Source organism: Nitrospira sp. NS4, assembly GCF_049546785.1.
Lineage (GTDB): Bacteria > Nitrospirota > Nitrospiria > Nitrospirales > Nitrospiraceae > Nitrospira_D.
Map to the genome: position 1 here is coordinate 86208 of NZ_JBMWAN010000002.1, position 23091 is coordinate 109298.

Below are 23091 nucleotides of genomic sequence, written 5' to 3' on the forward strand. Positions count from 1 at the left end.
TCAACCTGTCCCGGGGTGGCGCGATGCCGCTCGTGTCGAGTCACTTCGCCAGGGTTCGCACGTAGGCCAGCACATCCCGGCTCTGTTTCTCCGAGAGGTTCCCCTTCCAGGCCGGCATGTTCGGTTTGCCGTCGTGGATCGTCTTGAGCAGCTCGGCATCGGACTTCTGCCTGGTCGACGGTGACGTGAGATTCGCCGGATCCGGCCCCAACAGGCGATACCCGTCCCCTCCTCCTTCAGGCCCGTGACAGCCGGCGCAGTTCCTTGCGAACAGCGTCTTGCCCCGCGCCGCATCGCCGCGTTCAGCCTTGGGTTCGGCCTGTCCCTCACCCGTCACTCCGAAGAAAACACCGCCCACACATGCGGCCGTTGCGATCCAGAACAACCAGCGCTTCCCCATGGTCTATCCTCCCTCCGGTGCTCATACCGGCGCGTGCCATCTGACCCCTGTCTTGGATGAGGCGAATCAAGCGCCCGCGCAACTAGTCCGGTTGTCGATCGATCCCCGCTTTGATCGTGAGGAACCGCCGGACCCCGACCGCCAGGAATACCGCCCCCATGACCAGCGACACCACACCCAGTGTCTGGATGACGACTCCTTCCAGCCACCAGACAGCCGGAATGCCGACGGCGAAAAATCCCAGCGCGGTTCTGACATACGACAGCAACGTACGCTCATTCGCCAGCTCGGTCCGCTGCCGGGCCAGCCGATCCCGCACCAGTGTATCCGTCCGCTCAGGCATGAGAGATCTCCCGATTCCCGCCGAACCATAGCCCATCACCTGATGAAGCTCAACTGTCAGGAGGAGCCTCGTGGCATACAAGCAGCGCGAACAGCCAGGCACCGGACCTTCCGTGCCGGCACCTCACTCATCGAGAGCAGGGCGCAGCAGAAAGGGGCCGTAGACCAAGGCGAACAACAGATACCCGCCGCTCCAGCAGGCAGCCGCCAATCCGAGCATGAGATTCGCCGGAAGGCCGGTCGTCGGCCCGACCACCCGCAACAGGGCGCCGACCGTCACGAGGGCATACATCAGGACCGTGAAAGGCCCGGCATGGCGGGCGCGGCCCGTGTGGCCCAGGCTCGCGCGGGTCATCACCCCCAGCGTCATAACACCCACGGCGCCGGCCGTGAACGCGTGGACCGCATCCGTCGGCGGCAAGCCTATCCCGATGATCGAACTCCCCAGGACCAGCAGGGCCAGGACCAGCCAGCCATAACCCAGGTGGAGGACCAGCACCAGCGGCTCACGCCACGTCATCCAGCCATACCAGCGGGAGAGACGACCCAGGCTGGCCAGCCCGGCCATGACCAGCAACCAGCCCGTCGTGGGCGCCTGCGGCTGAACGGTCCAGGCTGTCACGGCCATGCCCACGAGCAGGAGCGACAGACCATCGAAGCGGGAAAACGGGGCGGGCTGTTCGGTTCTCCCCTGCTGGGCCAGAAACTCACCGGTAAAGTTGGGGATGACGCGGCCGCCGATCAGCGACACCAGCACCATGACCAGCGCGATCGCCATGCGTTCGGGAAGATCCGTCGCGGCGCCGCTCACAACCAGAACATGAAAGAAAATATTAGCGCCGGCATAGAGGCTGATCACCCCTCCGATCGGGGCCTGGGACCAGCTCTTCCCTGCGGCCAGTTCTCTCCAGACGAATCCTGCGACCGCCACAAGAAACGAGGCGTCCACAATGGCGGCCAGGAGGGGGGAAAACCAGGTGACGGCGATGACCACACGTCCGGCCAGCCAGACCGTGAAGAGGAGCATCAATTCAAGGCCCCTGATCGGCGGACGGTCGGTCCAGTTGGGAATGGCCGTGAGCAGGAAACCCGTAATCACCGCGGGTAGGAAGCCGAAGACCATCTCATGCACGTGCCAATCCCGCGCAGGGAAAAGAAGAGCCGGGTCGCTGACGCCGGCCAGCATCAGAATCCAGACAGGAACCGCCACACCGGCAAACAGCGCCGCCCCGAGAAAGAACGGCCGGAAGCCGTACGAAAACAGCGCCGGTCCGCGATAGCCGGAGCCCTCATTCTGCTGATCAGTCATAGCTCCCCGCTGTTCTCACCATGGTGCACAGAACCATGGCACGGCATCGACACGGTCACACCGCCTGACGAAACGACACTCGTGCCAGGCTACGTTTTGCCTACGGCCCTGTCAACGACTGCCCGTCGCGGGAACAACGCATGGCGTCGCATTCACTTTGGCGGCGGCAGCCGGTACAATCCTCACCGATGCGTCCATTGAGCTGCTTCATCGCCACAACCCTGGACGGATACATCGCCGGGCCCGACGGAGAGATCGACTGGCTCTTCACCGATCAGGACTACGGCTACCGGCCATTCATCGCCGGCGTGGATACCGTCGTCATGGGGCGAAAGACATACGACCTCTGCCTCACGTTCGGCGACTATCCCTATCCGGACATGCCCAACTACGTCTGGTCGCGCACGAGGCACGGCAGGGACGATCACGCCACCTTCGTGTCCGGCGACATCGCGGAATTGTTACGGGGTCTCAAACGACAGGCAGGAAAAACGATCTGGCTTGTGGGCGGACACGCATTGGTGGGAGAAGCGGTCAGACAGGATCTGCTCGATGAACTGATTGTCTCCGTCCATCCCCTCCTGCTCGGAGACGGCGTGCCGCTGTTTCCTCGCGGCCTTCCCAAGACACAGTTTCAGCTCATCACGGCAGACACATTCAGTACCGGCCTCGTGCAGCTGACCTACCGCCGCACCCGCTGATCGACAGCACCGCCGGCACGCGAGCCGCTGGCTAGCGGACCCCTGGCACTGTGGCTCCGCTGTCGGGAATCTGCAAGGTGATGGAAAGCGCATGACCGTCGCCGCCGACCTGCGCAGCGATCTTGTCCCCGGTTTTTAGTCGGCTCACCACCCCCACGATTTTTGTGTCGGCGGTCACGCGCAGGCGGGCTTCACGGCCGGAGATCTCCTTCACCACCAGCTCATCACCTTCCCAATACATCACGTCGCCTTTGACCACCGCGGCTTCAGTAGCAGGAGAACCTTCCAGAGCTTCTGTTTGGGTGACCACGGCAAAGACGAGGAACAAAGCGAGAAGAATTGGCATGATGACACCTCCTACGGGATTTAGGCTACGAAGAGCCGTGGCCCTTTGTCAATCGGGTAGTCTGAAATCGCCTCAGGCCCTCCTCAAAAGGATCGGTCGAACCGGCCGATCGTAACAGCAGACTCTCTCCATGCTCCCGTCCGGGCGATAGCCTGCCGCGTCAACCGTGCGCCCGCTGCCGCCTGAGAGCCCCCCTCATGCGATCGGCTAGGCATCTCGCACCGGTTATGCTACAAATCCGTCACAGCACTATCGACTCGTTCGAAGGTATGTTCATGAGGATGGGACCACGCTCAACGTCCCGCACGCGATTCACCCTGGCGGGCCTCGTATGCAGCCTGGCCGTGAGCGGCTGCCTTTCTCCCATCACGCTGAATCGGGCTGTGACGGCCTATGATGATTCGGTCACGGATGCCATCTCCAGGCAACTGCTCATCAACATCGCCCGCGCCCATCAGCATCAGCCTATCCACTTCACCGGCGTGTCGAATATCGCCGCGACGTTCGATTTCCGTGTCAGCGCCGGCGCCACACCGGCACTCACAGGAGAGGCCAGCAAGGCGCTCATGCCGATCTTCGGCGGCAGCGTCGCGGAAAACCCCACATTCAGCATCGTGCCGATCGAAGGGGAAGAGTTCACGAAGCGGCTTTTGACCCCCTTCCAGGAAACCAAGTTCATCCTCCTCCTCAGGCAGCGGTACGACATCGATCTGATGCTCAGGCTGATGGCGCAGGAACTGCGGATCAAGCAGAATGGCCAAGAAGTCGCCTACCGCAATACGCCGGCAGATCAGACAGGCTACGAGATGTTCCGTCGCGTGGTGACGCACATCTCGGCTATTCAGGACGCGAACCAGCTTTATGCCGAACCGCTCGTCTACAATCGGACCTGGACGATTCCCGCCAACGCCGTCACAGCCGAAGGCTTCCAGGCTTTACAAAAAGAGTATCTCGTGACCTACAGCCAGAAAGACAACACCTACACTCTTCGAAAACAAATCACGGGACGAATTGTCATCACCAACTATGACCCCGACACGCTCTCACCCGAAGAACGGGCCCGGTTGATCGACGAAACGGAGGAAGGGCAACTCAACGATGTGTCCTTCGACATCCGCCCGGGGCACGTCGGAGGGGACTACCCTCTCAAGGGAGACTTCCGGCTGCGGAGCTTCAATACCATCCTCAACTTTCTGGGTCGGTCGCTTGGAGAAGACCCTGAATACCACGTCGAGCAAGATCCACGGACACCAGCATTCTACGAAAACCCCGTCCACACCATGGAACTCCTGCTGTCAGATGGTGCTCCCTCGGAAGCCGACCTGTCGATTCAATCCCACGGAAAATATTACGCCGTAAACACTACCGGGCCACTGGCCCGCTGGAACCGGGAAGCGTTCCAATTGTTGTACCTGTTGTTCCAAATGACCGTGACCGAGGTGCCTCGCGTCGGAGTCCCCAGCATCACCATCGCGAAGTGATCCTGCGACAGCAGCCCCTCCTATGACCATTGCCCACGCATACCCTCACCGCAAGCAGCCGGCCGCCCCGGAAAAGCCCGCATGAAGTGGGTCGTCTACATCCTGGAGTGCAAAGACAAGAGCCTCTACACCGGCATCACCAACGATCTGGAGCGGCGGCTGGAGGAGCACAACAAGGGCACAGGAGCCAAGTACACGAAGACGCGCAGGCCGTCGCGGCTGCGCTACACCGAAGAGCACGACAGCAGGAGCGCGGCGCTGAAACGAGAGGCCGCAATCAAATCCCTGAACCGCACGGACAAACTCACGCTGATCGCCGCACGCTCCTCAAATGAGCGTCCTGAGAAGAACGCCACTCAGCGCCTCCGCTAGCAGAGAAGAGAACCCGGCACAGGCAGAGAGGGTCAGCGCCTCACGCTCACCCTCTCGGGGTTGAACTCATTTCGGCCGAACGGGAGCCGCCTTGCTCAATCGTACGAGGGCTCGATCCGCGCCCTCGCGAAAACTCCTATCGTTCGGCGTGAGCGTGGCGCGGAAGGCCTGTAGCGTCTTCACAGCCGCGGCATCATCCCCCGCCGCCTCCTGCAACAACGCCAGATAATACGGGGCCCCTCGCTGGTCCGGGAAAGGGAACTCCCGGTCGTCGAACAGCCACAGATAGGTGGCCACCAGGTCGCCGGCCGGAACCACTGACGTCACCTGCGCTAAAAATTCTTTCGGGTCGCGGGGCGGCCTCAACTTGGAGTCGAAGACTGAAAAGAGACGTCGGCGGAAGGAGGCATCGAGGACTTCCTGCGCCCGGCGCATGTCGTTCGCCGCACGCAGTTGCGCAAGAGCGCTCTCGTCGCCTTGACGATTCTGGAGGGCCGAAAACTGCGTGCGCCGGACATAAGACCGATGCTCGCCTCCCGCGAGCGCTTGCCGGAAATGGCCATCCGCATCGGGCAGGGTCCCGCCGGACCAGAGAATCCAGTGGCCCCACATGGCATGGGCATAGGCGTTGGCAGGATCGAGATCGATGGCACGCTGATAGTAGACCGCCGGGTTCAGATCGGCGCGCCCGTCACGCGTGCGAAGAAAGTCCGCCCAGCCGCGATGAGCAAGGATATCGGCCTTGCGCGGCCCCTCAGCCACAGCGGCGGCGGCATCCAAGGCCGGCAAGAGCGGATCCACGATGTCCGCCCACTTTTTCTCTGAGGGCTTATGAACGTCCCCCAGCCACCGCATGGCCGCATCGGTACGCGCATTGGCGACGTCCGCCGCAACCTTCCGGTCGAACCATCGTGTCAGCGGGCGCCCGTCAACCCGTTGCAGCGCCTGATCGTATGTGTTCCAGGCGCCGGCATAGTCGTGAGCCTCCTCCTGCGTGCGCCCCACAGCGAGCAGCGCGGCTATTTCTTGAGCGGACTCCCGCAGGGAGACAAACACAAACGCACAGGCGCCAGCCACCGCCAGCACCATCCCCGCCCCGATCAGCCATCTTGTCCTCGGCCCTGAGGAGGAGAGCTGCCGGACCGCGCGGGCCACATCGGCCGCCACATCTCCGTTCGGCTCAAGCAGAGTGACCGCGCGCAGGTAGGCAGGAAGATCTTTGATGGGAGTCGGTTGCACAAGGACAGGGAGCACGTGTCCGGCCGGATGCGTCCATCGGGCCTGGGCAATGTCCAGTTCGCTCAGGGTATACCGGCCTTTTGCCAGAGACTCCGGCGAAACCAGGAAGATGAACAAGTCGCTGGATTCGATCGCGCCGTTGATACGGGCATGGTATTCGCCACCGGGCGGCAAATCGCTGCGATCGAAGAACACCTCATGCCCCTCAGCGACCAGGGCGAGGCGAATGCTGTCCGCAGCGGGACGTTCCACGGAGGGATAGCAGAGAAAGATCTTCATGCGCGGCAGCCCGAGACTGGTTCAGAGCGTGCCATACCACCCCTCATCGAATGACCAACCCGGCTGCATCACCGCCACGCTTGCGGAAGGGGCGCCGATCACGTGGTTCAGTGAAGGCCTTCTCCGCGCGGTCAGACAGCCGCGACCTTTGCCGCCACCTTCACGACGGCATCGACCGCCTTCGCCAGATTCTTGATCGCCTTGGCGACGTCACCGATCTGGCGCTTAGCCTGCTGCACCGAGGCGATGGACTTGTCCAGCCCCTCGACGGCTTTCTCGAACAGGGCCGTGTTGTCGCCGATATCCTTATCGGCCATCTCCAGCACGGCCGACAGCGCCCGGTCATATTCGTCCTGGAGCTGCTGCCGCCGCTCGGCGTTCGGCTCAGCCCGGTACGTCTCGCGTAATTCCCAGAGCGCCTCATTGATCGTCGCCATAATGCCTCTCCTCCTAATGTTTCAGCATGAGCCGGGTGTGCGCGGCCAGCTCCTTCACCGTCTTCGTCAGCTCGTTCAGCCGGGCCAGGGTAATCTTGTTCTCCTTGACCCCCTTGACGATGTCCCCGTGTGCGGCTTTCAACTGAGCCGCGGCGGCGGCCAGGCCGGGATAGATCGCGTCCGTCTTCCGTTTCGTCTCAATCCCCTTGCGATTCGCCTCGACGGCCGGAATCCGGTCCTGCACCGTGGCGTTCGTATCGTCGAGCACGGAATCGGCCGCCGTCACCGCCAGCAACCCCATCGCATTGACGTATTTCGCGACCGGCCCGTCTGTGTTGAACTCCGAGGCGAAGAGGTCCGCGATCCTCTGCACCTGCGCATCGGCTTCGGGAACGATGGCCTCGATCGCCTTTTTCTTCTTGTATTCGACGATGAGCCCCCCGATATCCTCGACCAATTCCCCCACACCGGTCAGTTGCTCCTCGCTCAGTTTGCGGCTGTCCGGATCGAGCCCCCGGATGCTTTCCTTGAATTTCGCGGAGGCGGCGGCAAGTTCCGCCTGTTGCGTGTCCTCCACGAGCGCCAACAAGAGGTCCGCGTAGGATTGAAGCGTCTCGGCCGCCCGGATCCTGGCGCTGATACGGTCAGGCGGCAAGGCGCCGTCGATCTTGTCCCGATCCTTGATGCGCTGGGGCGTGAGGGTGAGCACCGACGTGTTCAAGTCCATCACCGTGCTGCGCGCATCGATCAACTGGGTGGTGACCGTGTCGCCGAAGGACGCGGAGGAGCGGCTGAACTGGCTGATCGAATCTTTCTGCACCTGCGTCAGACCGCATCCCGACAGGAAGAGGGCGAATATCAGGCATGACGACCGGATCCACATAGACTGCCTCCTGGGCAATTGGGAATTGAGAAACGAGCCTTGAGCGACCCACACGCGAGACGCCCATGCCGGACGATCCATCATGGCGTCCTCTCGCGGCCGGATTGCAATGAAGAGCCAGCCCGGGCCCCACATCGAGGGTAAGGCTAGTGCTCGTGCCGGACAATGTCAACGGAGAACTTCACACTTTACTGGCATTCATGAGGCAATCGGGATGAGCGCTGCTCTCCTGCATCTCTATCAGAGACAGGCTCAGTGCATCGGCCGCGCCGGCGGCCTTCGTCGCAGCCGCCCGCTCAATACCGATCCTCCATCCGGTCTTCAAACTGAACGGACCGCTTCGCAGCCTCAGGAAAGCCGATCGTTTTGTTCGCGACGCTGGAGACCTCCGCCGAGGTGAAGGGCCGGCCCATGTCGTAGTCCGTCGTCAGCCTCGAGACCGTGCTCACAATGCCCCGCTGATCGAAGAACACCCCGACATCATAGCGTGTATCGTACAGCCCGATGCCGTTGAACCAGAGTCCGTACAACAAGAGGTAATCCAGCGGATTGATCACGGCCGTGGCATAGCTGTAGGACCACCATTCTCTGGTCCACCCGCCCATCTCGATCGTCCGCCGGCTCTCCGGGTCCCCCAGAAGGTCGGCAACCTGCTGCATCGTCGTCTCTCCGACGCGGATCTGCTCCATCGTCCGGTCGCGGGCCAGATCCGCATTCCCCGTCCAGGCGCAACCGGCCAGCAGTAAGGAGGCAAGTCCCACCCAGTGCAATCGTGTCATGGTCACCTCCCAGAGCGGATGCCGCATGTTCCCCTGATCAGTCCATTCGGCCCGCTGCCCTCATGATCGGATGGGAAAGAACCGGAGGCTATTCTACTTTTTTGGTCCTGATCTGGTCCAGACCGGCGTGTCTCCATCTTGATGGGGAGACCCGTCCCCACCGGCGAAGCATGTATCGTGTTGTCCTCCCGCAACCATCGCGGCTCCGCCGGCTTCCTCAACGCCATCACGTAGTCCTCCTTAATTGTCTTGCCGCAATCCAACTACCCCTATCCCCATAGGGCCAACTGCACTCTTGCGGCTGAGCCTATTCCAGGATATAGCCTGGTTTTCCGGGAGGGGTTTTTCAGAAAGGGAGACATGCCGATGGAGCAACGCAAGCATCCCCGTTACCGTGTCGAATATGCCGGATCGTTTTCGGGAGACAAGATTAGCGCACAGGGTGTCGTATTGGACCTGTCGTCGGTCGGATGCAAGGCCCGCAGTCCCGTCGCGGTCGAAAAGGGAGATTTTATAGGAGCGCTCATCGACGTGCCCCGGTATCCGACTCCTCTGCAGGTGGCCCTCGCTGTCGTCCGCTGGTCGCAGGGTCAGGAATTCGGCATGGAGTTTATTCGCATGGCCCCGGAATACCAGCAACAACTGCATGACCTGATCCGCGAGACCGAAGCGGAGCTGGGGCCTGGAACGTGATGCAAGACCGCTTGCAAGGGCTTCCTGATCCAAGGAGGATTCGCGCCATCTCTGCGACGGTTGGTGTTCGCTCAGCGGATGAACGGCCGAAAAAGGACCGGCGCGCGCGAATCCGTTGCGAGACAAGGGGCGGGAAGAGCTCCGCCAGGTAGCGCGCCCGGAGGAAAACCCGGTAGACACAGCCCCTTCCTGAGACGCTTCCTTCATCATAGGCGGCTCTCTCCTCCTGCCCCTCAAGAGGAACTGCCCGGCTTCCTTGCCCGGGCCGACTTTCTGGTCGATGCCGGAGACCTTGCGGACTGAAGAGACCTGGAGGCCCTGGCTTGCGGACGGGTCGGCCCTTCTGACCTTCTTCCTTCGCCGGCCGCTGGAACAAGCTGATGGTCTACCCGGTGGAGACAGCGCGGCTGATTTCTGCCCTCTTTCCCGTAGTACTCATGCCACCACTTGACCGCCTGCCAGATGGCTTCAGGGCAGCTGGACCGGCTTTCCAGCCCGGGAGTCAAATCATGCCCGAGCGCGCTGAAGACGATTTCCAACATGGCCGACGATGGAATCCCGTATCCTTCCAATAGAGGATTGCCGGCGCGCCCGGCCCCCCACACAAAACCCAGCCACCGGACAATCAACTCCATGGCGTCCAACAACGTCCGCTGCTTTTGAAACTGATGAACGGCCCGGCGGATCTTCGCCCATACCAGCGTATCGCCGCTCGGAATACCGAGGAGCGCAATGTTCGGATACGCCGCACGATCGCGATAGTGCTCAATCGTCCCGAGCTGCAGCCCGTTCGTCGGAACCGGATATCGGAATCCGCCTCGCGGCTCCAATGAGATTTCGTAGACGCGCCGCGACGGGTCCGGATGGATCAGCACGACGTGCGACCAGCTGCTCGGGGTCAAATCATGCCGTATGTGGGCCTGCGCGACCCGAAGCCGGAACGAAACAGGATCGGTCCCTCCCACTAACACAAGGCGCACCAGCTCTTGCGAGTTCAATGCGTCGCCGCATTGTGATGTCAGCGCCAGAGTCGCCCGTCTCAGCCAGGCCAGGTTGTCTTCACCGGCCGGGCCTGACAACGGCCCCACACCGTCCCAGGCACTCTTGGTCTTCGACGAAGCGATCGGAAGCATAGGCCCCTCCTCATAAAGAACGCAGCTGCAGCGGTCCCACGGCAATCGGCTGACGCACCCGCGCATCCTCATGGATCGGATAGTACGTCACACGCACGTCAACCCCGTACCCTGCGCGCATGAATGACAACAGCACCACTTGATCACCCGGCTGGCCGCGCAGCTCGGCTGATCGATACTGCTTATGACGAACCGGCATGGCAAGAAAGTCCGGCGGCTTGGCCGGAGGTGCGTGCCGCGGCCACGGATCGGGCTTGCCAAAGAGACCGCCCAAAAATCCCCCGACCTTCTTGAACTGGTCGAGTCCGACCGAGCTCACCAGCGCGCTGGGAGACGAAATGACTTCGTACAGAGCCCCCTGCCCGGTCTTGACGTCGACACCTTTCGTGACCCGCCCCCAATGCACGTCTCCCGTCAGGCAGAGGATCGGCTGCCCGCGATCCGGAATCGATGTGAGCAGACGAACGATTTCCGGATAGTCTCCATAGTTGGCCAGCGCATAATCCGCAACGCGGCCCGTCAGACTTCCCACCTGTTCATCGTAGAGCGACTGGCCCGTGGCGAAGATGCCGAACAACTCTTCGCGCGCCACGCGATCGCACCACTCCTTCAGCGCCTGTCTGGCTTCCGGGGTCATCGCCTGGCTGCGATCCTCGGAACGCCGGCTCCGGGAATCCGCCAAAAAGAACGAGAGCGGCGGAATGTCCAGGATGAACGAATCGCCGAATTCCAGGGAAGCCGGAAGCTGGAAGCCTCGATACAACATTTCCGCCGCCGCGCGCCACCGCTGCCGCCCCTCGGCCGACAGGGAGTTCCCCACCACGGGGCTGTAATGGGGCGCATTGTTCCAATACTCGTGATCATCGGGAATGCTGATGCAGGGAGCCGACGAGAGGACGGCGCCCAGGCCGCCGGGCCCGTGCCAGTTTCGCACGTAGTCCCGTTCGAACCACGCAGCCAGCCACGCCGTGTCGTCCTTATAATCGGTGAGGGTGGGAAGATCCAGATAGACCTGGTCTCCGAGCAGCAGCGTCAGATGGGGCCTGAGCGCGCCTTTCAGCTGGCCGACGACCGCACTGACAAGCTCGTTGCGATCTTCCGGCTGGTAGTAACAGGAGACGAGCAGCACGTGAAACGGGTGGTTCGCATCCGTGGAGAGCTGATCCGGCAAGGTCCGCATCTCAAGCGATGCCTCCCGACCGCCCGATTCAACCCTGACCCGGTACAGGCTCTCCGGTCGGAGGCCCGTAAACTCATACACGCCGGTAAAAGCCCGTGACGCGGCAGATGGAACGACCCCGGGTGAACGAACAGAATCAAGGGCGACAACAGGACTCGGCGCGACAGGGTTCCCGTTCAACCACCATCGGACCGGCGGCGGCGCGGCCACTCCGGACACACCGATCCACACCTGCAAACGATCCCCAGCGGTCGGGTGTGCCGCACTGGTGGGAACCGGCCTGGGATACAGCCTGATGTCCATCTCTCGCCGCCCTCACCTCCGCCGATCGACGCCCGTCATCACGCAGAGCCGAACCGGCGATAGGCTAGTCTTCACAAGAGGCCTTGTCAACGGAGGACGAGGGGATGGCGCGTATTGCGGGCGAACCGGCGCGGCGCACGAAGAACGGAGACTATGACTGCGGGCCCAGCACCTCTTTGAGCACGACAGCCAGGTCACGAAGCGCGCGAGCGCCGTCGCCGACGAAGGCCGAGCCGTGCATCGTCGCCAGGGTCTTCGGCTGCAGTGCCGCCAGCCGCTGGAGCGTCGGCTCCGTCAACGTCGAATAGGGCAGATAGTTGGCCAGCGGCCCCTGCTGATACTCCACGAGCACCTGCCGGCACCGCTCCAACACATCCGCCTGCGTGGACGGCTCGACATCGCCGCTCTGGTGAAGCAGATCCGAACACAACAGCGTCCCCTGCGTCTCCTCGAAGAGCAGCCCCGCCTCCCAGCAATGCGGCACATGCGGCGTGTGGAGAAACCGGAAGCGATACTTGCCGGTGCTCAGCACCTCCCCGTCGTTCATTCCCAACGCGGGCCGCACCGCCATGCAATCGTCGACGCTCACCAGCTTGCCCACCAGACTGCAGACAGCCGTCGCATTCGGCGCGAGCTGCTGCCACTCCCGCAAACTGCCGCACTCATCCGCCTCAACATGGCTGAACGCGATCCATTTGACCGTGGCCGGATCGAGCACCGTCGCCACGGCGTCCCGCACCGCGGCAAACATCCCGCGCGGGCCGGTGTGGAACAGCAGCGGCTCTTCGTCGCGCAGCAGAAACTGATTGAATTGCAGATTGAAATCCGGGACGAACGTCGAAATCCTGAACAAGTCCGGCGCGATTTCTGAGACGGTGGTCATAGCAGCCTCCGGGGGTGAGGGAAGGTGAAAACGCAGAGTGGCAGACTACGCGCCGGCGCGCCAAGGAGTCAACGCGATGCGTCGGCGGAGGAGAGGGCGAGACCCGGCACCCTATCCGGTCCGGGGCTGGTCCCGGATCCCTGGCGGGGACCGGTAAACAGGCCGGGGCCTGCCCGACCGCTGGTCGAAATGCAGCGGAATGTGACGCCTCACTGATGAGTCCGGCGCGAGCCGTACTCATGCGCATAGACATACGTAAACTCCGCTCCCAAAAAGAAAATCAAGGCGGAGTAGTACACCCAGATCAGGATCGCCATCAGTGAAGAGGCGGCGCCATACATCGACACCATGGCCGCGCGACCGACGTAGAGACCGATCGCCCATTTCCCGAACGCGAAGAGCGCGGCGGTGGCGATCGCTCCGAACCAGACGTCCCGCCAGGCGATATGCCCTTCCGGCAGCAGCTTGAACATCATCGCGAAAAGCACGGTGATCACGACCGGCGAAGCCGTGAGATCCACGACGGTCATGATGATCTGAGGCCAGGGCACCGCCCGGTGGATGAATTTCCCCACCGCAGAGAGAAGAGCGTTCATGATCAGGGAGACGAGCAGAAGAAAGCCGGTGCAGATCACGAGCATAAACGAGAACAGCCGGGTTCTGACTGCCCGCCAGACAGCGAAGCTGCCTTTTCCCGGGATCCTCCAGATGAGGTTCAACGCGCTCTGCAGTTCGCTAAACATGCCCATGGAGACGACGAGGAGGGTGACCAGACTGACGAGCGTCGCGATGGTCCCGTGTACCGGGTGGCCGGCGCTGTGCAGCATGTTGGCCAGGGCCTCGGCTCCGGGTGCGCCAATCAGACCCTCAAACTGGCCACGCAGTTCCTCCTGCACAACATCCTCATCCGCCACGACAGCCGCAATGCCGATAGCAATCGTCAACAGAGGAGCAAGGGAAAAGAGGGTGTAATATGACAAGGCGGCGCTCAACCGCCAGGGATTATCGCCCCACCACTTCGTGACGGTCACCGTCAGCAGTCTCCCGACTCTCTCCATCGCCATGCTTCACTCGAATGACATGCCGTGCGCTTCCAGCCGACCGCCCGATGCTTTGACCAATGCACCCTTCCCATCCCGGTGGCGCCAAGAAAGCCCCTCTTCCCGGACGAACGTCCCCCCTACCCCCCTGTTTAGGATCCGGCGCGAGAGAATGATGAAAGGCTAGGCCGTGAACGGAACAGTGTCAAGCAGAAGCCAGGGACAACAAATCAGAGAGACCGCGTTGACGACGAAAACAAAACCGCCGAGCGAAGACGGGGCGCTTCGATGACGACTGCCCGATCGGCATCAATGGCACCAACGCAGGCGCTGAAACAATGTCATGGGACAATCCGGGGAAAGGAAGAGAGACCGTTACGCCAGGGCTTCGGCAATTAGTGTCGATGAGTCGATCGGCAGAGCAGGTGGCTCACACAGAAGGCTATGAATGCGGCGTTCATGGCCGGATCTCACTCGGCCGTGAACCGGATCGTCCTCCAGAATACTTCGGCGACGGATTTTGTATGCTGACTGTTGATCTGCATGCGGACGGCGACAGCGCGTTCGGGAATTTCCCCGAAAAGCGCCCGAAAGTCTTCGGCGACATTGCGCTTTTCCTTTACCCACTTGCCGATCCGGCCTGCGCCTGATTCGACTACAATGGCCTTCACATTCAGGTAAATCGGACCGGCGGCAGCCCCGATGGTCCCTTGCGGCGCAGTCGGGTCCCAGATGTAGCTGATGACTTTTCGCCGCTCGAAGAACGCCTTGGGAAAGACGACGAGCAACTGAGCGGCCTGGTCATCTGTGTCGGGAGAAGAAAAATTTCCTCCGGCCGGCGGGACCGTCACCTGCCACTCCCATTCGAGATACGGCGTCTGTCTCAAATCCACCGTGATGCTTTTCTCCAAGGCGAACGAAGACGATTCGGTCCGCAACTTGATGGCCTGATCCCCCGCGTCATCCACCACGCTCCAGATGCCCGTCCCGAAGTGGACCGGTTTGTCCCACTCCTCAAGCGCCTGCGTCTTCCCTTTGCCCAGGATGATGACTTCTTCTCCGGCATACAGGGATCCGACACCCACCGTCCCTATCAGGATGGCAAGATAGAAGGGGATTGCCACGACGGTTTTGGGAGAACATCGTCTCGTCATAAGGCCTCAGCTATCGCGCCATCCATATGAGATCAACCGTCATGTGCGCGCGAACCACTCCCGCCTGTCACGGCTCCTCTCACCCGCGACAGGGCCAGATTAAAATGAACGGGGATATTCCTGTCAACAAGGGTGGTTATCCCTGCGGAGCAGGGAGTGCTGGCGGACAACCGGGAGGCCGGGACACGTGACTTGGAGGGAGTGGTCGAAATTGTAGGCGGCTCGCTGGCGGGCGAGAGAAACAAGGCTCCCAATGCCATTTGAACACTAGGGATCAGGGATCAGGGCTCCGGTAGCTGGGACGGGGTGATCAAACAAAGGCTCCAGCCCCCCTTGTCCCCAGATTCCTCAGGTACGGACTGAAGGCTCAGAATTTCAGGTGGCGTTCGCCGGCAGATTCATCGGACGGGGGTATCAGAAGGCGGCCTTCGTCCATGTCGATGAGATCGAGCAAGCTGAATCGGGAGAAATCGACTCGCGCCGCCAGCTCCGGCGCGGTGGCCTGCAGATACAACAGAACACGCCCGGAGGCACGGTAACCGTCCACCTCGGAGGCCCAGCGCTGCTTCTCTTCCTCCGAATGCGGCCGGGCGTACCGGGCAATCCACTGCATGACAGGCTCATCAACAGCGCTCGACAGTACCACCTGCCGGAGCGCCTCTCCGTCCAAGCCTGTCAATGCGAGAAACCGGCCATCCAACGTCACCCCGGGGCGAAGCAGATTCCGGTGATACACCTCCGGGAGGACTCCTTGCGCATACGCACGCACCTTGTCGATCAGACGCGGAAGAATGATGTACCCATCCAACATCGCCCGAGGCGAGCGAAGCGCGGTACGCGGACTGAACTCAGTCATGCCCCCAACCCTTTCATGAGAATCCGCGGAACACACTGCTCGTCAATGAGCACGATGAGATCGTACAGGATTCCGGGTGATCGTCACCATGACAGCCCTGAAACAAGCAAGAGAGGAACACAATGACACCGCCGACGGTCAAACAAGGACTGTGCTCCCTCTTCGCTCCCACGGTGGCCACCTCAGGCGGCACGTGGCGTGCTCGGATTGAACTTTGATATTACCATCAATACCATCTCCGGACGGGAACGCTTCCGCCGTCGCCATGACGGACTTCTCGCATCCAGAAGAGCCTCGTGAATAAAGATCCCCGAACCATTTTGATCCTCCTCAAGGCGAGAAACAGTGCTTCGCCCACCACTCTGCACAAGCGAGTTGCAATCGCGCCGGTTGTCGTCGGAACACCGGCTGCGCTGTAGAATTAGCACTACATACTTTAGGGCAATTGATCAGCCTTCCCTCTGTATCGTACACAGCACTGCAGCTACCTATACGCTTCACTGTCTGCGGCCTCTGGAGAATGGCCCACCGCCGACCCTGGTGAAGAGAAAAGCGGTGCGACAGTGCAACTTCTCCGCAAAAAAGATCAGATGTTTGCCGCTGACTATGAGCAGCTCTCCACGCGCCGCTCAAAAAGAGTCCCAACCGATGACGAGCCGCGTCACGTGGCGTACGACCACTCAGACCCTCACAGGCTCTTCGGCGCGGCACGCGCAAGAGATTATGCGTACCGGTCGAGGACAGACCGGCTCTGTGTAGCAAAATGAGCCTTCCCATGTTCTTCAATCACACTGTCATCATGAAACGAAGGAGAAAGCCACGATGGGTTCGAAGATTTATGTTGGCGGGGTGCCCTATTCCGCGACCGAGCAGGAATTGAGTGATTTGTTTGCCCCACACGGCGCGGTCGCGTCAGCGCGGATCATCACGGATAAGTTCACCGGGCAGTCCAGGGGATTCGGTTTTGTCGAAATGTCCTCGGACTCTGAGGCACAAGCGGCCATTACGGCCCTCAACGGGGCGCAAATGGGCGGACGAACCCTCACGGTTAATGAAGCACGCCCCCAGGAGTCGCGTGTGGGCGGCGGTGGCGGACGAGGCGGATTCGGCGGCAGGCGGGATGGCTGGTGATTGAAGAACTGTTTGTCTGATGAGCGACTGTCGTCTCCTCGTCGAACAAACAAGGCGTCCAGGCCGCGGGTTCAAGGCGCGCCCGGCACGGGCGCGGTGGAGGCCCGTGGCCTGGTTCTGCTCAACCACCGATAAGATCAGGACAAGCAGGAGTTTCTCACGTACACGCTGAGACTAGAAACACCACGCCTGCTTGCAGGCTGCGGTTCTGACATTGCTGCCAATCCGGAGTGAAGGAGATCGGCATGAGAAGAGGACGGGTGGCACTGATTGCGTGGGCGCTTTTCATTCTCCCGGTGTTCGCCGGATGCGTACCGGGGGGGGATGCGCCGCCAGCAACCACACCGGCACTTCCCCCGCCAGGCGGCCCGGTCGCCAACGCCGGCCTGGACCAAGGAAACATTGCCCCCGGCACCGTCATGACCTTGGACGGCAGCAGGAGCACCAGTCCAAGCGGCAGACCACTCACCTATAGCTGGACGTTTTTCTCAATACCCGGGGGCAGTGCGGCCGTCCTTGCAAACCCCGGCACTGTATCCCCGACCTTTACGGTCGATCGAGCGGGCGACTATATCGTCCAACTGATCGTCAACGATGGTATTGTCGACAGCGACCCGGCCCAGGTGAAAATCAGCACCAACCAAGTCGCCCCCGTCGCGGACGCCGGCCCCAACCAGGCCGTCATAAGAAATGCTCTGGTGACTCTGGATGGCAGCCGCAGCAGCGATTCGAACGGCGATCCCATCACCTACAGATGGTCCCTCACCACCAGGCCGGCCGGGAGCACGGCGGCACTGGCGAATGCGACGACCGTCCACCCGACCTTTACCGTTGATCAACTGGGCGACTATATCGCCCAACTGATCGTCAACGATGGCTCGACCGACAGCCGCCCGGCTACGGTGACGATTAGCACCAGCAATGTCGCGCCCGTCGCGAACGCCGGCCCTAACCGGACCGTCTTGCCGGGAACTCTGGTGACTCTGGACGGCAGCGGCAGCACTGATGCGAACCGCGATCCCCTGACCTATAGCTGGTCGCTGCTCTCAATCCCCACCGGCAGTGCGGCTGTCCTGGCGAATGCGACGACCGTCCACCCGACCTTTACCGTTGATCGAGCGGGCGACTATATCGCCCAACTGATCGTCAACGATGGCGTCGTCGATAGCGCCCCGGCCACCGTCAGGATTAGCACCAGCAATGTCGCGCCCGTCGCGAACGCCGGTCCTAACCGGACCGTCTTGCCGGGAACTCTGGTGACCCTGGACGGCAGCCAGAGCACCGATGCGAACGGCGATCCCCTGACCTATAGCTGGTCGCTACTTTCAAAACCCGCAAACAGTGGGTCCGTCGTACTCACGAACCCCGGCACCGTCCACCCGACCTTTACCGTTGATCGACAAGCGGGCGACTATATCGTCCAACTGATCGTCAACGATGGCACAGTCAACAGCGCCCCCGTCACCGTGACGATTACCACCAGCAATGTCGCCCCGGTCGCCAACGCCGGGCCCAACCAGGCCGTCGCGGGTGGCACGCTGGTGACCTTGAACGGCAGCGGCAGCACCGACGCGAACGGCGATCCGCTGACCTATAGCTGGTCCCTCACTAGCACGCCGGCCGGGAGTGGGGCTGTCCTGGTGAATGCGACGAGTGCCCATCCGAGCTTTACGGCTGATCGAGCCGGCAACTACATCGCTCAACTGATCGTCAGCGATGGCACGCTCAGCAGCGCCCCGGATACCGTGACGATTAGCACCAGCAATGTCGCCCCGGTTGCCAACGCCGGCCCTGATCAGGCCGTCCTTGGAGGAACGCCGGTGACCTTGAACGGCAGCGGCAGCACCGACGCGAACGGCGATCCGCTGACCTATAGCTGGTCCCTCACTAGCACGCCGGCCGGGAGTGGGGCTGTCCTGGTGAATGCGACGAGTGCCCATCCGACCTTTACGGCTGATCGAGCCGGCAACTACATCGCCCAACTGATCGTCAGCGATGGCACGCTCAGCAGCGCCCCGGATACCGTGACGATTAGCACCAGCAATGTCGCCCCGGTTGCCAACGCCGGCCCTGATCAGGCCGTCCTTGGAGGAACGCCGGTGACCTTGAACGGCAGCGGCAGCACCGACGCGAACGGCGATCCGCTGACCTATAGCTGGTCCCTCACTAGCACGCCGGCCGGGAGTGGGGCTGTCCTGGTGAATGCGACGAGTGCCCATCCGACCTTTACGGCTGACCGAGCCGGCAACTACATCGCCCAACTGATCGTCAGCGATGGCACGCTCAGCAGCGCCCCGGATACCGTGACGATTAGCACCAGCAATGTCGCCCCGGTTGCCAATGCCGGCCCTGATCAGGCCGTCCTTGGAGGAACGCCGGTGACCTTGAACGGCAGCGGCAGCACCGACGCGAACGGCGATCCGGTCACCTATAGCTGGTCCCTCACTAGCACGCCAACAGGGAGTGGGGCTGTCCTGGCGAATCCGACGACCGTGTCGCCGACCTTTATTGTTGATCGAGCCGGCAACTACATCGCCCAGCTCATCGTCAGCGATGGCACACTCAGCAGCGCCCCGGATACCGTGACGATTAGCACCAGCAATATCGCCCCCGTCGCAAATGCCGGCACCAATCAGACTGTCCCAGCAGGAACTCAGGTGACGCTGGACGGCAGCGGCAGCACCGATGCGAACCGTGATCCTTTGACCTATAGCTGGTCCCTTACCGCGCCCGCTGGCAGCGCGGCCGTCCTGGCAAATCCGACGAGCGTGTTGCCGTCTTTTACGGCTGATCTAGCGGGCGACTATATCGCCCAACTGATCGTCAACGATGGTACCGTCAACAGCGCTCCGGCCACCGTGACGATTACCGCCCAGTGATGTCACCCCCGCTACAAACGCCGGCACCGTGAATAAATGGAAACCTCTTGGCGGCAGACGGCGGGGCCTCCGGAGGCTGGTTAGGGACGGAGCATCGATTTAACCGCCGGCTGAATGAAGACTCCCGATGCAATTTCTGAGTTCCTGGCCCTGTGACACTCTCATCCTTTGGGTCTGACATGTTCCGGGCGGAACCCCATACCAACCAAGCGGGCGGGAATGCGCCGCAGGAAAGGAAACCGGGCGATGAGCCGGAGCGGCCAGGGAGGCACGAGCGGTCCCTCGCCGGCCAGCAGGGACTTGATCACCCGATCTTGCAAGAAGAGCTGCATCCGTTGCGTCATGTGTGTCGGCCAGGCGCGCCGCCCCTGCACCAGCCGGAGATCCTCGAGCGTCACCACACCTTTCCGTAACGGGTCCACGAGCAGATTCGCCGCAGCCACGGCATCCTGAATCGCCAGATTGATCCCCACCCCGCCGATCGGCGACATGGCATGGGCCGCATCGCCGATACAGAGCAACCCCGGGCGGCACCAGTCCCGCAGTCGATCCACCTGCACTGTCAGGAGTTTGACCGGCTCCCATCCCTGGAGTTCGCCGACACGATCCGCCATAAAGGGCGCCAGCCTCCCGACCGACTCGCGAAAGGCCTGCAGGCCCTGCGCTTCCAACTGGGGGCGCGAGCCCTTGGGAATCACAAAGCCGCACTGCCAATAGTCGCCGCGATTCAGCATGATGAAAATGCGGCCCCGGTCGAAACGGCCGACCGGACTCTCCGGATCACCGGCACGGCGCGAGAGCCGGAACCACAGCACGTCCATCGGCGCCCCGAACTCCTCCACCGACAAACCGGCCTTGGCCCGGACAATCGAGTGTCGTCCGTCCGCGCCCACCACGAGATCGGCCTGCACCTCCAGAGCCCCGTCCGGCGTCGCCGCCCGCAGGCCCACGATCGTCCCCGCCTCCTGTACCAGATCCGTCACCTCCGCCCGCATCAGCAGGCGAAAGGTGGCATAGCGTGATCCCTGCCCGGCCAGAAAGTTCAGAAAATCCCATTGGGGCATGAAGGCAATGAATCCGCAGCGGGTCGGCAAGGTGGAGAAATCCGCGACCGTCAGGGCCAGATCGCCGAACTGCGCGTTGATCCCCGACGCTTTCTGATGCGGCAGCGCCAGCAACTGCTCGAGCAGACCGAGCTCATGGATGACTTCGAGGGTGGAGGGATGGATGGTATCGCCGCGAAAGTCGCGCAAAAAGTCGGCGTGCTTTTCCAGCACCAGCACGTCGACACCCGCGCGCGCCAGGAGCAGCCCCAGCATCATGCCGGCTGGCCCGCCTCCCGCGATGCAGCACCGCACCGAGATCCTACCGGCCATAGGTCGTCCCTCAGACCGAGCCTGGTGCAGACAGAAGAGAACGAAGTGGAAACGGATCAGGCTTCACGTGCGCAGAGTAGGCTACTGCGGGGAGCACAAGCTGTCAACGCGGGTGATCCCCAATGAGGCAATCATAGACGACACTTGAGATCGATGGCCGGCCACAACCCTCCCCGCCCATTTTTTACCACACGCGCCGCGCACGGATGAGTTTCGTACTGTCGGCCTGCAAGATCCACCCGTATCTGGCTTGTGCCTGTACTCTCATCACAGAACGCACCGGCTTCCAGCAGCGTAGTATTCGGCAGTATCGAATCCGATCCGACCACGCATCAAATGTGATCCAGACTCGAGCAGCCCATTGCCGCATGATTTCCCGCGACCGCATGTTTCCGAAGCAAGATTCCTCTATGCAACCAATCTCTTACAGACATCGGCGTTCTAGTTTCTGACATCGGCATACCCGTTGCACATAAGGAAGGGGTGAGTGCTTCGCCTTTAATGTCACCATAACGGCGAGTTCACTGCCACACATATGGAGGCCCTGCCATGACCAGCCTCTCTATTAAACAGACGTTGCACGAGAGCCTCTCGGTTGTGTTTCGTGATTGGCATTTCTTCGCTTCTGTGATCTTTGGGCCAGTCATTATCACCAGCGGAGCTCTCATGGCTCTGTGGGGAGCAGCGGCGTCAGAGACCGGACGACTGACGACCGCATTCGCACTATTCGCATTCATTGTAGTGTGGGAACTCGCATCGGTCAGGCTCGCCGTATGTTGTCACCGGTTTATTCTCTTGGGAGAACAACCTGGTTCACTCATGCACGCTTGCAGTTGGACAATGCGAGACACGTGGTTTGCCCTCTACATCCTTGTAATCGCCAATTTCGCAGGATTTATCGTGTTCCTGACCAGATTGTCTATTGCAGGACTGTCAGCGATGCTTGCAAACCTTTCGAATCCGTTAGTCCTTGTCCTCAACGTCCTCGGCCTTGCGACCGCGTTCTTGCTTCCTGCATACATTAATGGACGTCTGAGTCTGATCTTGCCGGCCACAGCGATTGACCGCAGGCCTGTCAAAGGCTGGATGGACTGGGCCTGGAGTCAATCAGCGGGTAATGAATGGCCTCTCATGGTCCTGATCGGCATTATTCCTTTCCTCGGCTTGGTACTGGTAAATATCATTACGATTGTCCTATTCGAACTCGCCACGCAACAATCTGTTCTCTTGGCCGTTCTGATTTTCGGGTTAGCCTGGGCACTTTTCTTCGCGTCAACGGCCTTTGCGGTGGCCGTACTATCACTCTCCTTCAAGCATCTCTCACCAAGTGTGAGCGAAGGAAACCCGATACCGTTTGGGACATCCAACACGATGGGAGTCCCGGCCGTGTAAGCATGAAGCAAGAGCAGAGGCAATCCGGCACCCCGAGCCTCTAAATATCCAGAGGGGAACCGCTCACAACCCGGCCGTTGGACTTCCCTGCGAACGGGCTGCTCCAGCACAATCGCTCCCTGCCCGCGCGAGCTGGAACCCCAGCATCATGCCGGCCGGCCCGCCGCCCGCGATGCAGCACCGCACCGAGATCGTACCAGCCATAGATCGCACCTCAGGCCACGCCCGGTGCAAAGAGGAGAGAACGAACGGGAAACGGATCAGGATTTACGCATGCACGGCAGGCTACGGCTTGCGGCGGGACCAGTCAACGCGGGTTACATTCATATAGACAATCGCGAGGCCCCGCAGGGTCTATTGTCCCAACAAAGACTCCCGACCCCTTTTATTGGTTCAGACACAGCACGGGGACATCCAGAATTTCTCGGCGCCTTGCGAGTCAGAAAAGATGACAAGCTACTTTTCTGAGGCTTTCGATGGCCACCCTCCGCCATCTGGGCGAA

Annotated in this window: 23 protein-coding genes; 7 read left to right on the forward strand and 16 right to left on the reverse strand. The window is 61.5% G+C overall.

Annotated elements, in window-relative coordinates; translation table 11 throughout:
• Positions 1 to 40 precede the first annotated feature (40 nt).
• The 3 genes from ACO9S2_RS04770 to ACO9S2_RS04780 all read right to left on the reverse strand — a co-directional run bounded on the left by ACO9S2_RS04770 (position 41) and on the right by ACO9S2_RS04780 (position 2051).
• Positions 41 to 400: a c-type cytochrome gene (locus ACO9S2_RS04770; RefSeq protein WP_423720803.1), complete on the reverse strand. Its 360-nt coding sequence runs from the start codon at positions 398 to 400 to the stop codon at positions 41 to 43.
• 82 nt (positions 401 to 482) lie between these two features.
• Entirely contained in the window at positions 483 to 743 is a 261-nt protein-coding gene (locus tag ACO9S2_RS04775) for a DUF202 domain-containing protein (RefSeq protein WP_423720804.1), read from the reverse strand.
• 123 nt (positions 744 to 866) lie between these two features.
• On the reverse strand, positions 867 to 2051 hold the full coding sequence (locus ACO9S2_RS04780; protein ID WP_423720805.1) for an NnrS family protein: 1185 nt from the start codon (positions 2049 to 2051) through the stop codon (positions 867 to 869).
• A gap of 188 nt (positions 2052 to 2239) precedes the next feature.
• Between ACO9S2_RS04780 and ACO9S2_RS04785 the strand changes: the two genes are divergently transcribed.
• Positions 2240 to 2752, forward strand: coding sequence for a dihydrofolate reductase family protein (locus ACO9S2_RS04785; protein WP_423720806.1), 513 nt, complete (start codon positions 2240 to 2242; stop codon positions 2750 to 2752).
• A gap of 31 nt (positions 2753 to 2783) precedes the next feature.
• Here the strand turns inward: ACO9S2_RS04785 and ACO9S2_RS04790 are convergent, their stop codons facing one another.
• A complete protein-coding gene (locus ACO9S2_RS04790; protein ID WP_423720807.1) occupies positions 2784 to 3098 on the reverse strand; it encodes a hypothetical protein in 315 nt (104 codons plus the stop codon).
• A gap of 281 nt (positions 3099 to 3379) precedes the next feature.
• Between ACO9S2_RS04790 and ACO9S2_RS04795 the strand changes: the two genes are divergently transcribed.
• Positions 3380 to 4579 carry a hypothetical protein gene (locus ACO9S2_RS04795; RefSeq protein ID WP_423720808.1) on the forward strand — a complete coding sequence of 400 codons (1200 nt, stop codon included), beginning with the start codon at positions 3380 to 3382 and terminating at the stop codon, positions 4577 to 4579.
• An 81-nt stretch (positions 4580 to 4660) separates the two neighbouring features.
• Positions 4661 to 4951 carry a GIY-YIG nuclease family protein gene (locus ACO9S2_RS04800; RefSeq protein WP_423720809.1) on the forward strand — a complete coding sequence of 97 codons (291 nt, stop codon included), beginning with the start codon at positions 4661 to 4663 and terminating at the stop codon, positions 4949 to 4951.
• Positions 4952 to 5017: 66 nt separating this feature from the next.
• Here ACO9S2_RS04800 and ACO9S2_RS04805 read toward each other — a convergent pair whose 3' ends face one another.
• The 4 genes from ACO9S2_RS04805 to ACO9S2_RS04820 form a co-directional block, all read right to left on the reverse strand.
• Positions 5018 to 6469: a toll/interleukin-1 receptor domain-containing protein gene (locus tag ACO9S2_RS04805; RefSeq protein WP_423720810.1), complete on the reverse strand. Its 1452-nt coding sequence runs from the start codon at positions 6467 to 6469 to the stop codon at positions 5018 to 5020.
• A 131-nt stretch (positions 6470 to 6600) separates the two neighbouring features.
• A complete protein-coding gene (locus ACO9S2_RS04810; RefSeq protein WP_423720811.1) occupies positions 6601 to 6906 on the reverse strand; it encodes a hypothetical protein in 306 nt (101 codons plus the stop codon).
• Between the two features lie 13 nt (positions 6907 to 6919).
• The gene (locus ACO9S2_RS04815) at positions 6920 to 7789 is read right to left on the reverse strand and encodes a hypothetical protein (protein ID WP_423720812.1); all 870 of its coding nucleotides are present in this window, start codon (positions 7787 to 7789) and stop codon (positions 6920 to 6922) included.
• A gap of 296 nt (positions 7790 to 8085) precedes the next feature.
• Entirely contained in the window at positions 8086 to 8568 is a 483-nt protein-coding gene (locus tag ACO9S2_RS04820) for a hypothetical protein (RefSeq protein WP_423720813.1), read from the reverse strand.
• A gap of 366 nt (positions 8569 to 8934) precedes the next feature.
• Here ACO9S2_RS04820 and ACO9S2_RS04825 point away from each other — a divergent pair, with 366 nt between their 5' ends.
• Complete coding sequence (locus tag ACO9S2_RS04825) at positions 8935 to 9261, forward strand: PilZ domain-containing protein (protein ID WP_423720814.1); 327 nt, start codon at positions 8935 to 8937, stop codon at positions 9259 to 9261.
• 233 nt (positions 9262 to 9494) lie between these two features.
• Here ACO9S2_RS04825 and ACO9S2_RS04830 read toward each other — a convergent pair whose 3' ends face one another.
• The 6 genes from ACO9S2_RS04830 to ACO9S2_RS04855 form a co-directional block, all read right to left on the reverse strand.
• Complete coding sequence (locus ACO9S2_RS04830; protein ID WP_423720815.1) at positions 9495 to 10394, reverse strand: hypothetical protein; 900 nt, start codon at positions 10392 to 10394, stop codon at positions 9495 to 9497.
• 10 nt (positions 10395 to 10404) lie between these two features.
• Positions 10405 to 11877 carry a hypothetical protein gene (locus tag ACO9S2_RS04835; RefSeq protein ID WP_423720816.1) on the reverse strand — a complete coding sequence of 491 codons (1473 nt, stop codon included), beginning with the start codon at positions 11875 to 11877 and terminating at the stop codon, positions 10405 to 10407.
• A 151-nt stretch (positions 11878 to 12028) separates the two neighbouring features.
• A complete protein-coding gene (locus ACO9S2_RS04840) occupies positions 12029 to 12760 on the reverse strand; it encodes an MBL fold metallo-hydrolase (protein ID WP_423720817.1) in 732 nt (243 codons plus the stop codon).
• A 209-nt stretch (positions 12761 to 12969) separates the two neighbouring features.
• On the reverse strand, positions 12970 to 13824 hold the full coding sequence (locus ACO9S2_RS04845) for a YihY/virulence factor BrkB family protein (protein ID WP_423720818.1): 855 nt from the start codon (positions 13822 to 13824) through the stop codon (positions 12970 to 12972).
• A gap of 446 nt (positions 13825 to 14270) precedes the next feature.
• A complete protein-coding gene (locus ACO9S2_RS04850) occupies positions 14271 to 14954 on the reverse strand; it encodes a DUF3047 domain-containing protein (RefSeq protein ID WP_423720819.1) in 684 nt (227 codons plus the stop codon).
• A 367-nt stretch (positions 14955 to 15321) separates the two neighbouring features.
• Positions 15322 to 15810 (reverse strand): DUF5069 domain-containing protein, encoded by a 489-nt coding sequence (locus ACO9S2_RS04855; protein WP_423720820.1) that lies wholly within the window; start codon positions 15808 to 15810, stop codon positions 15322 to 15324.
• Positions 15811 to 16632: 822 nt separating this feature from the next.
• On the opposite strand from ACO9S2_RS04855, the gene ACO9S2_RS04860 reads away from it, so the two are divergent.
• Both ACO9S2_RS04860 and ACO9S2_RS04865 read left to right on the forward strand, forming a co-directional pair.
• The gene (locus tag ACO9S2_RS04860) at positions 16633 to 16941 is read left to right on the forward strand and encodes an RNA recognition motif domain-containing protein (RefSeq protein WP_423720821.1); all 309 of its coding nucleotides are present in this window, start codon (positions 16633 to 16635) and stop codon (positions 16939 to 16941) included.
• A gap of 245 nt (positions 16942 to 17186) precedes the next feature.
• A complete protein-coding gene (locus tag ACO9S2_RS04865; protein WP_423720822.1) occupies positions 17187 to 19820 on the forward strand; it encodes a PKD domain-containing protein in 2634 nt (877 codons plus the stop codon).
• Positions 19821 to 19981: 161 nt separating this feature from the next.
• Here the strand turns inward: ACO9S2_RS04865 and ACO9S2_RS04870 are convergent, their stop codons facing one another.
• On the reverse strand, positions 19982 to 21196 hold the full coding sequence (locus ACO9S2_RS04870) for an FAD-dependent oxidoreductase (RefSeq protein WP_423720823.1): 1215 nt from the start codon (positions 21194 to 21196) through the stop codon (positions 19982 to 19984).
• Between the two features lie 549 nt (positions 21197 to 21745).
• Here ACO9S2_RS04870 and ACO9S2_RS04875 point away from each other — a divergent pair.
• The gene (locus tag ACO9S2_RS04875; RefSeq protein ID WP_423720824.1) at positions 21746 to 22588 is read left to right on the forward strand and encodes a hypothetical protein; all 843 of its coding nucleotides are present in this window, start codon (positions 21746 to 21748) and stop codon (positions 22586 to 22588) included.
• Between the two features lie 63 nt (positions 22589 to 22651).
• On the opposite strand, the gene ACO9S2_RS04880 is transcribed toward ACO9S2_RS04875, so the two are convergent.
• The gene (locus ACO9S2_RS04880) at positions 22652 to 22792 is read right to left on the reverse strand and encodes a hypothetical protein (protein ID WP_423720825.1); all 141 of its coding nucleotides are present in this window, start codon (positions 22790 to 22792) and stop codon (positions 22652 to 22654) included.
• Between the last annotated feature and the right edge of the window lie 299 nt (positions 22793 to 23091).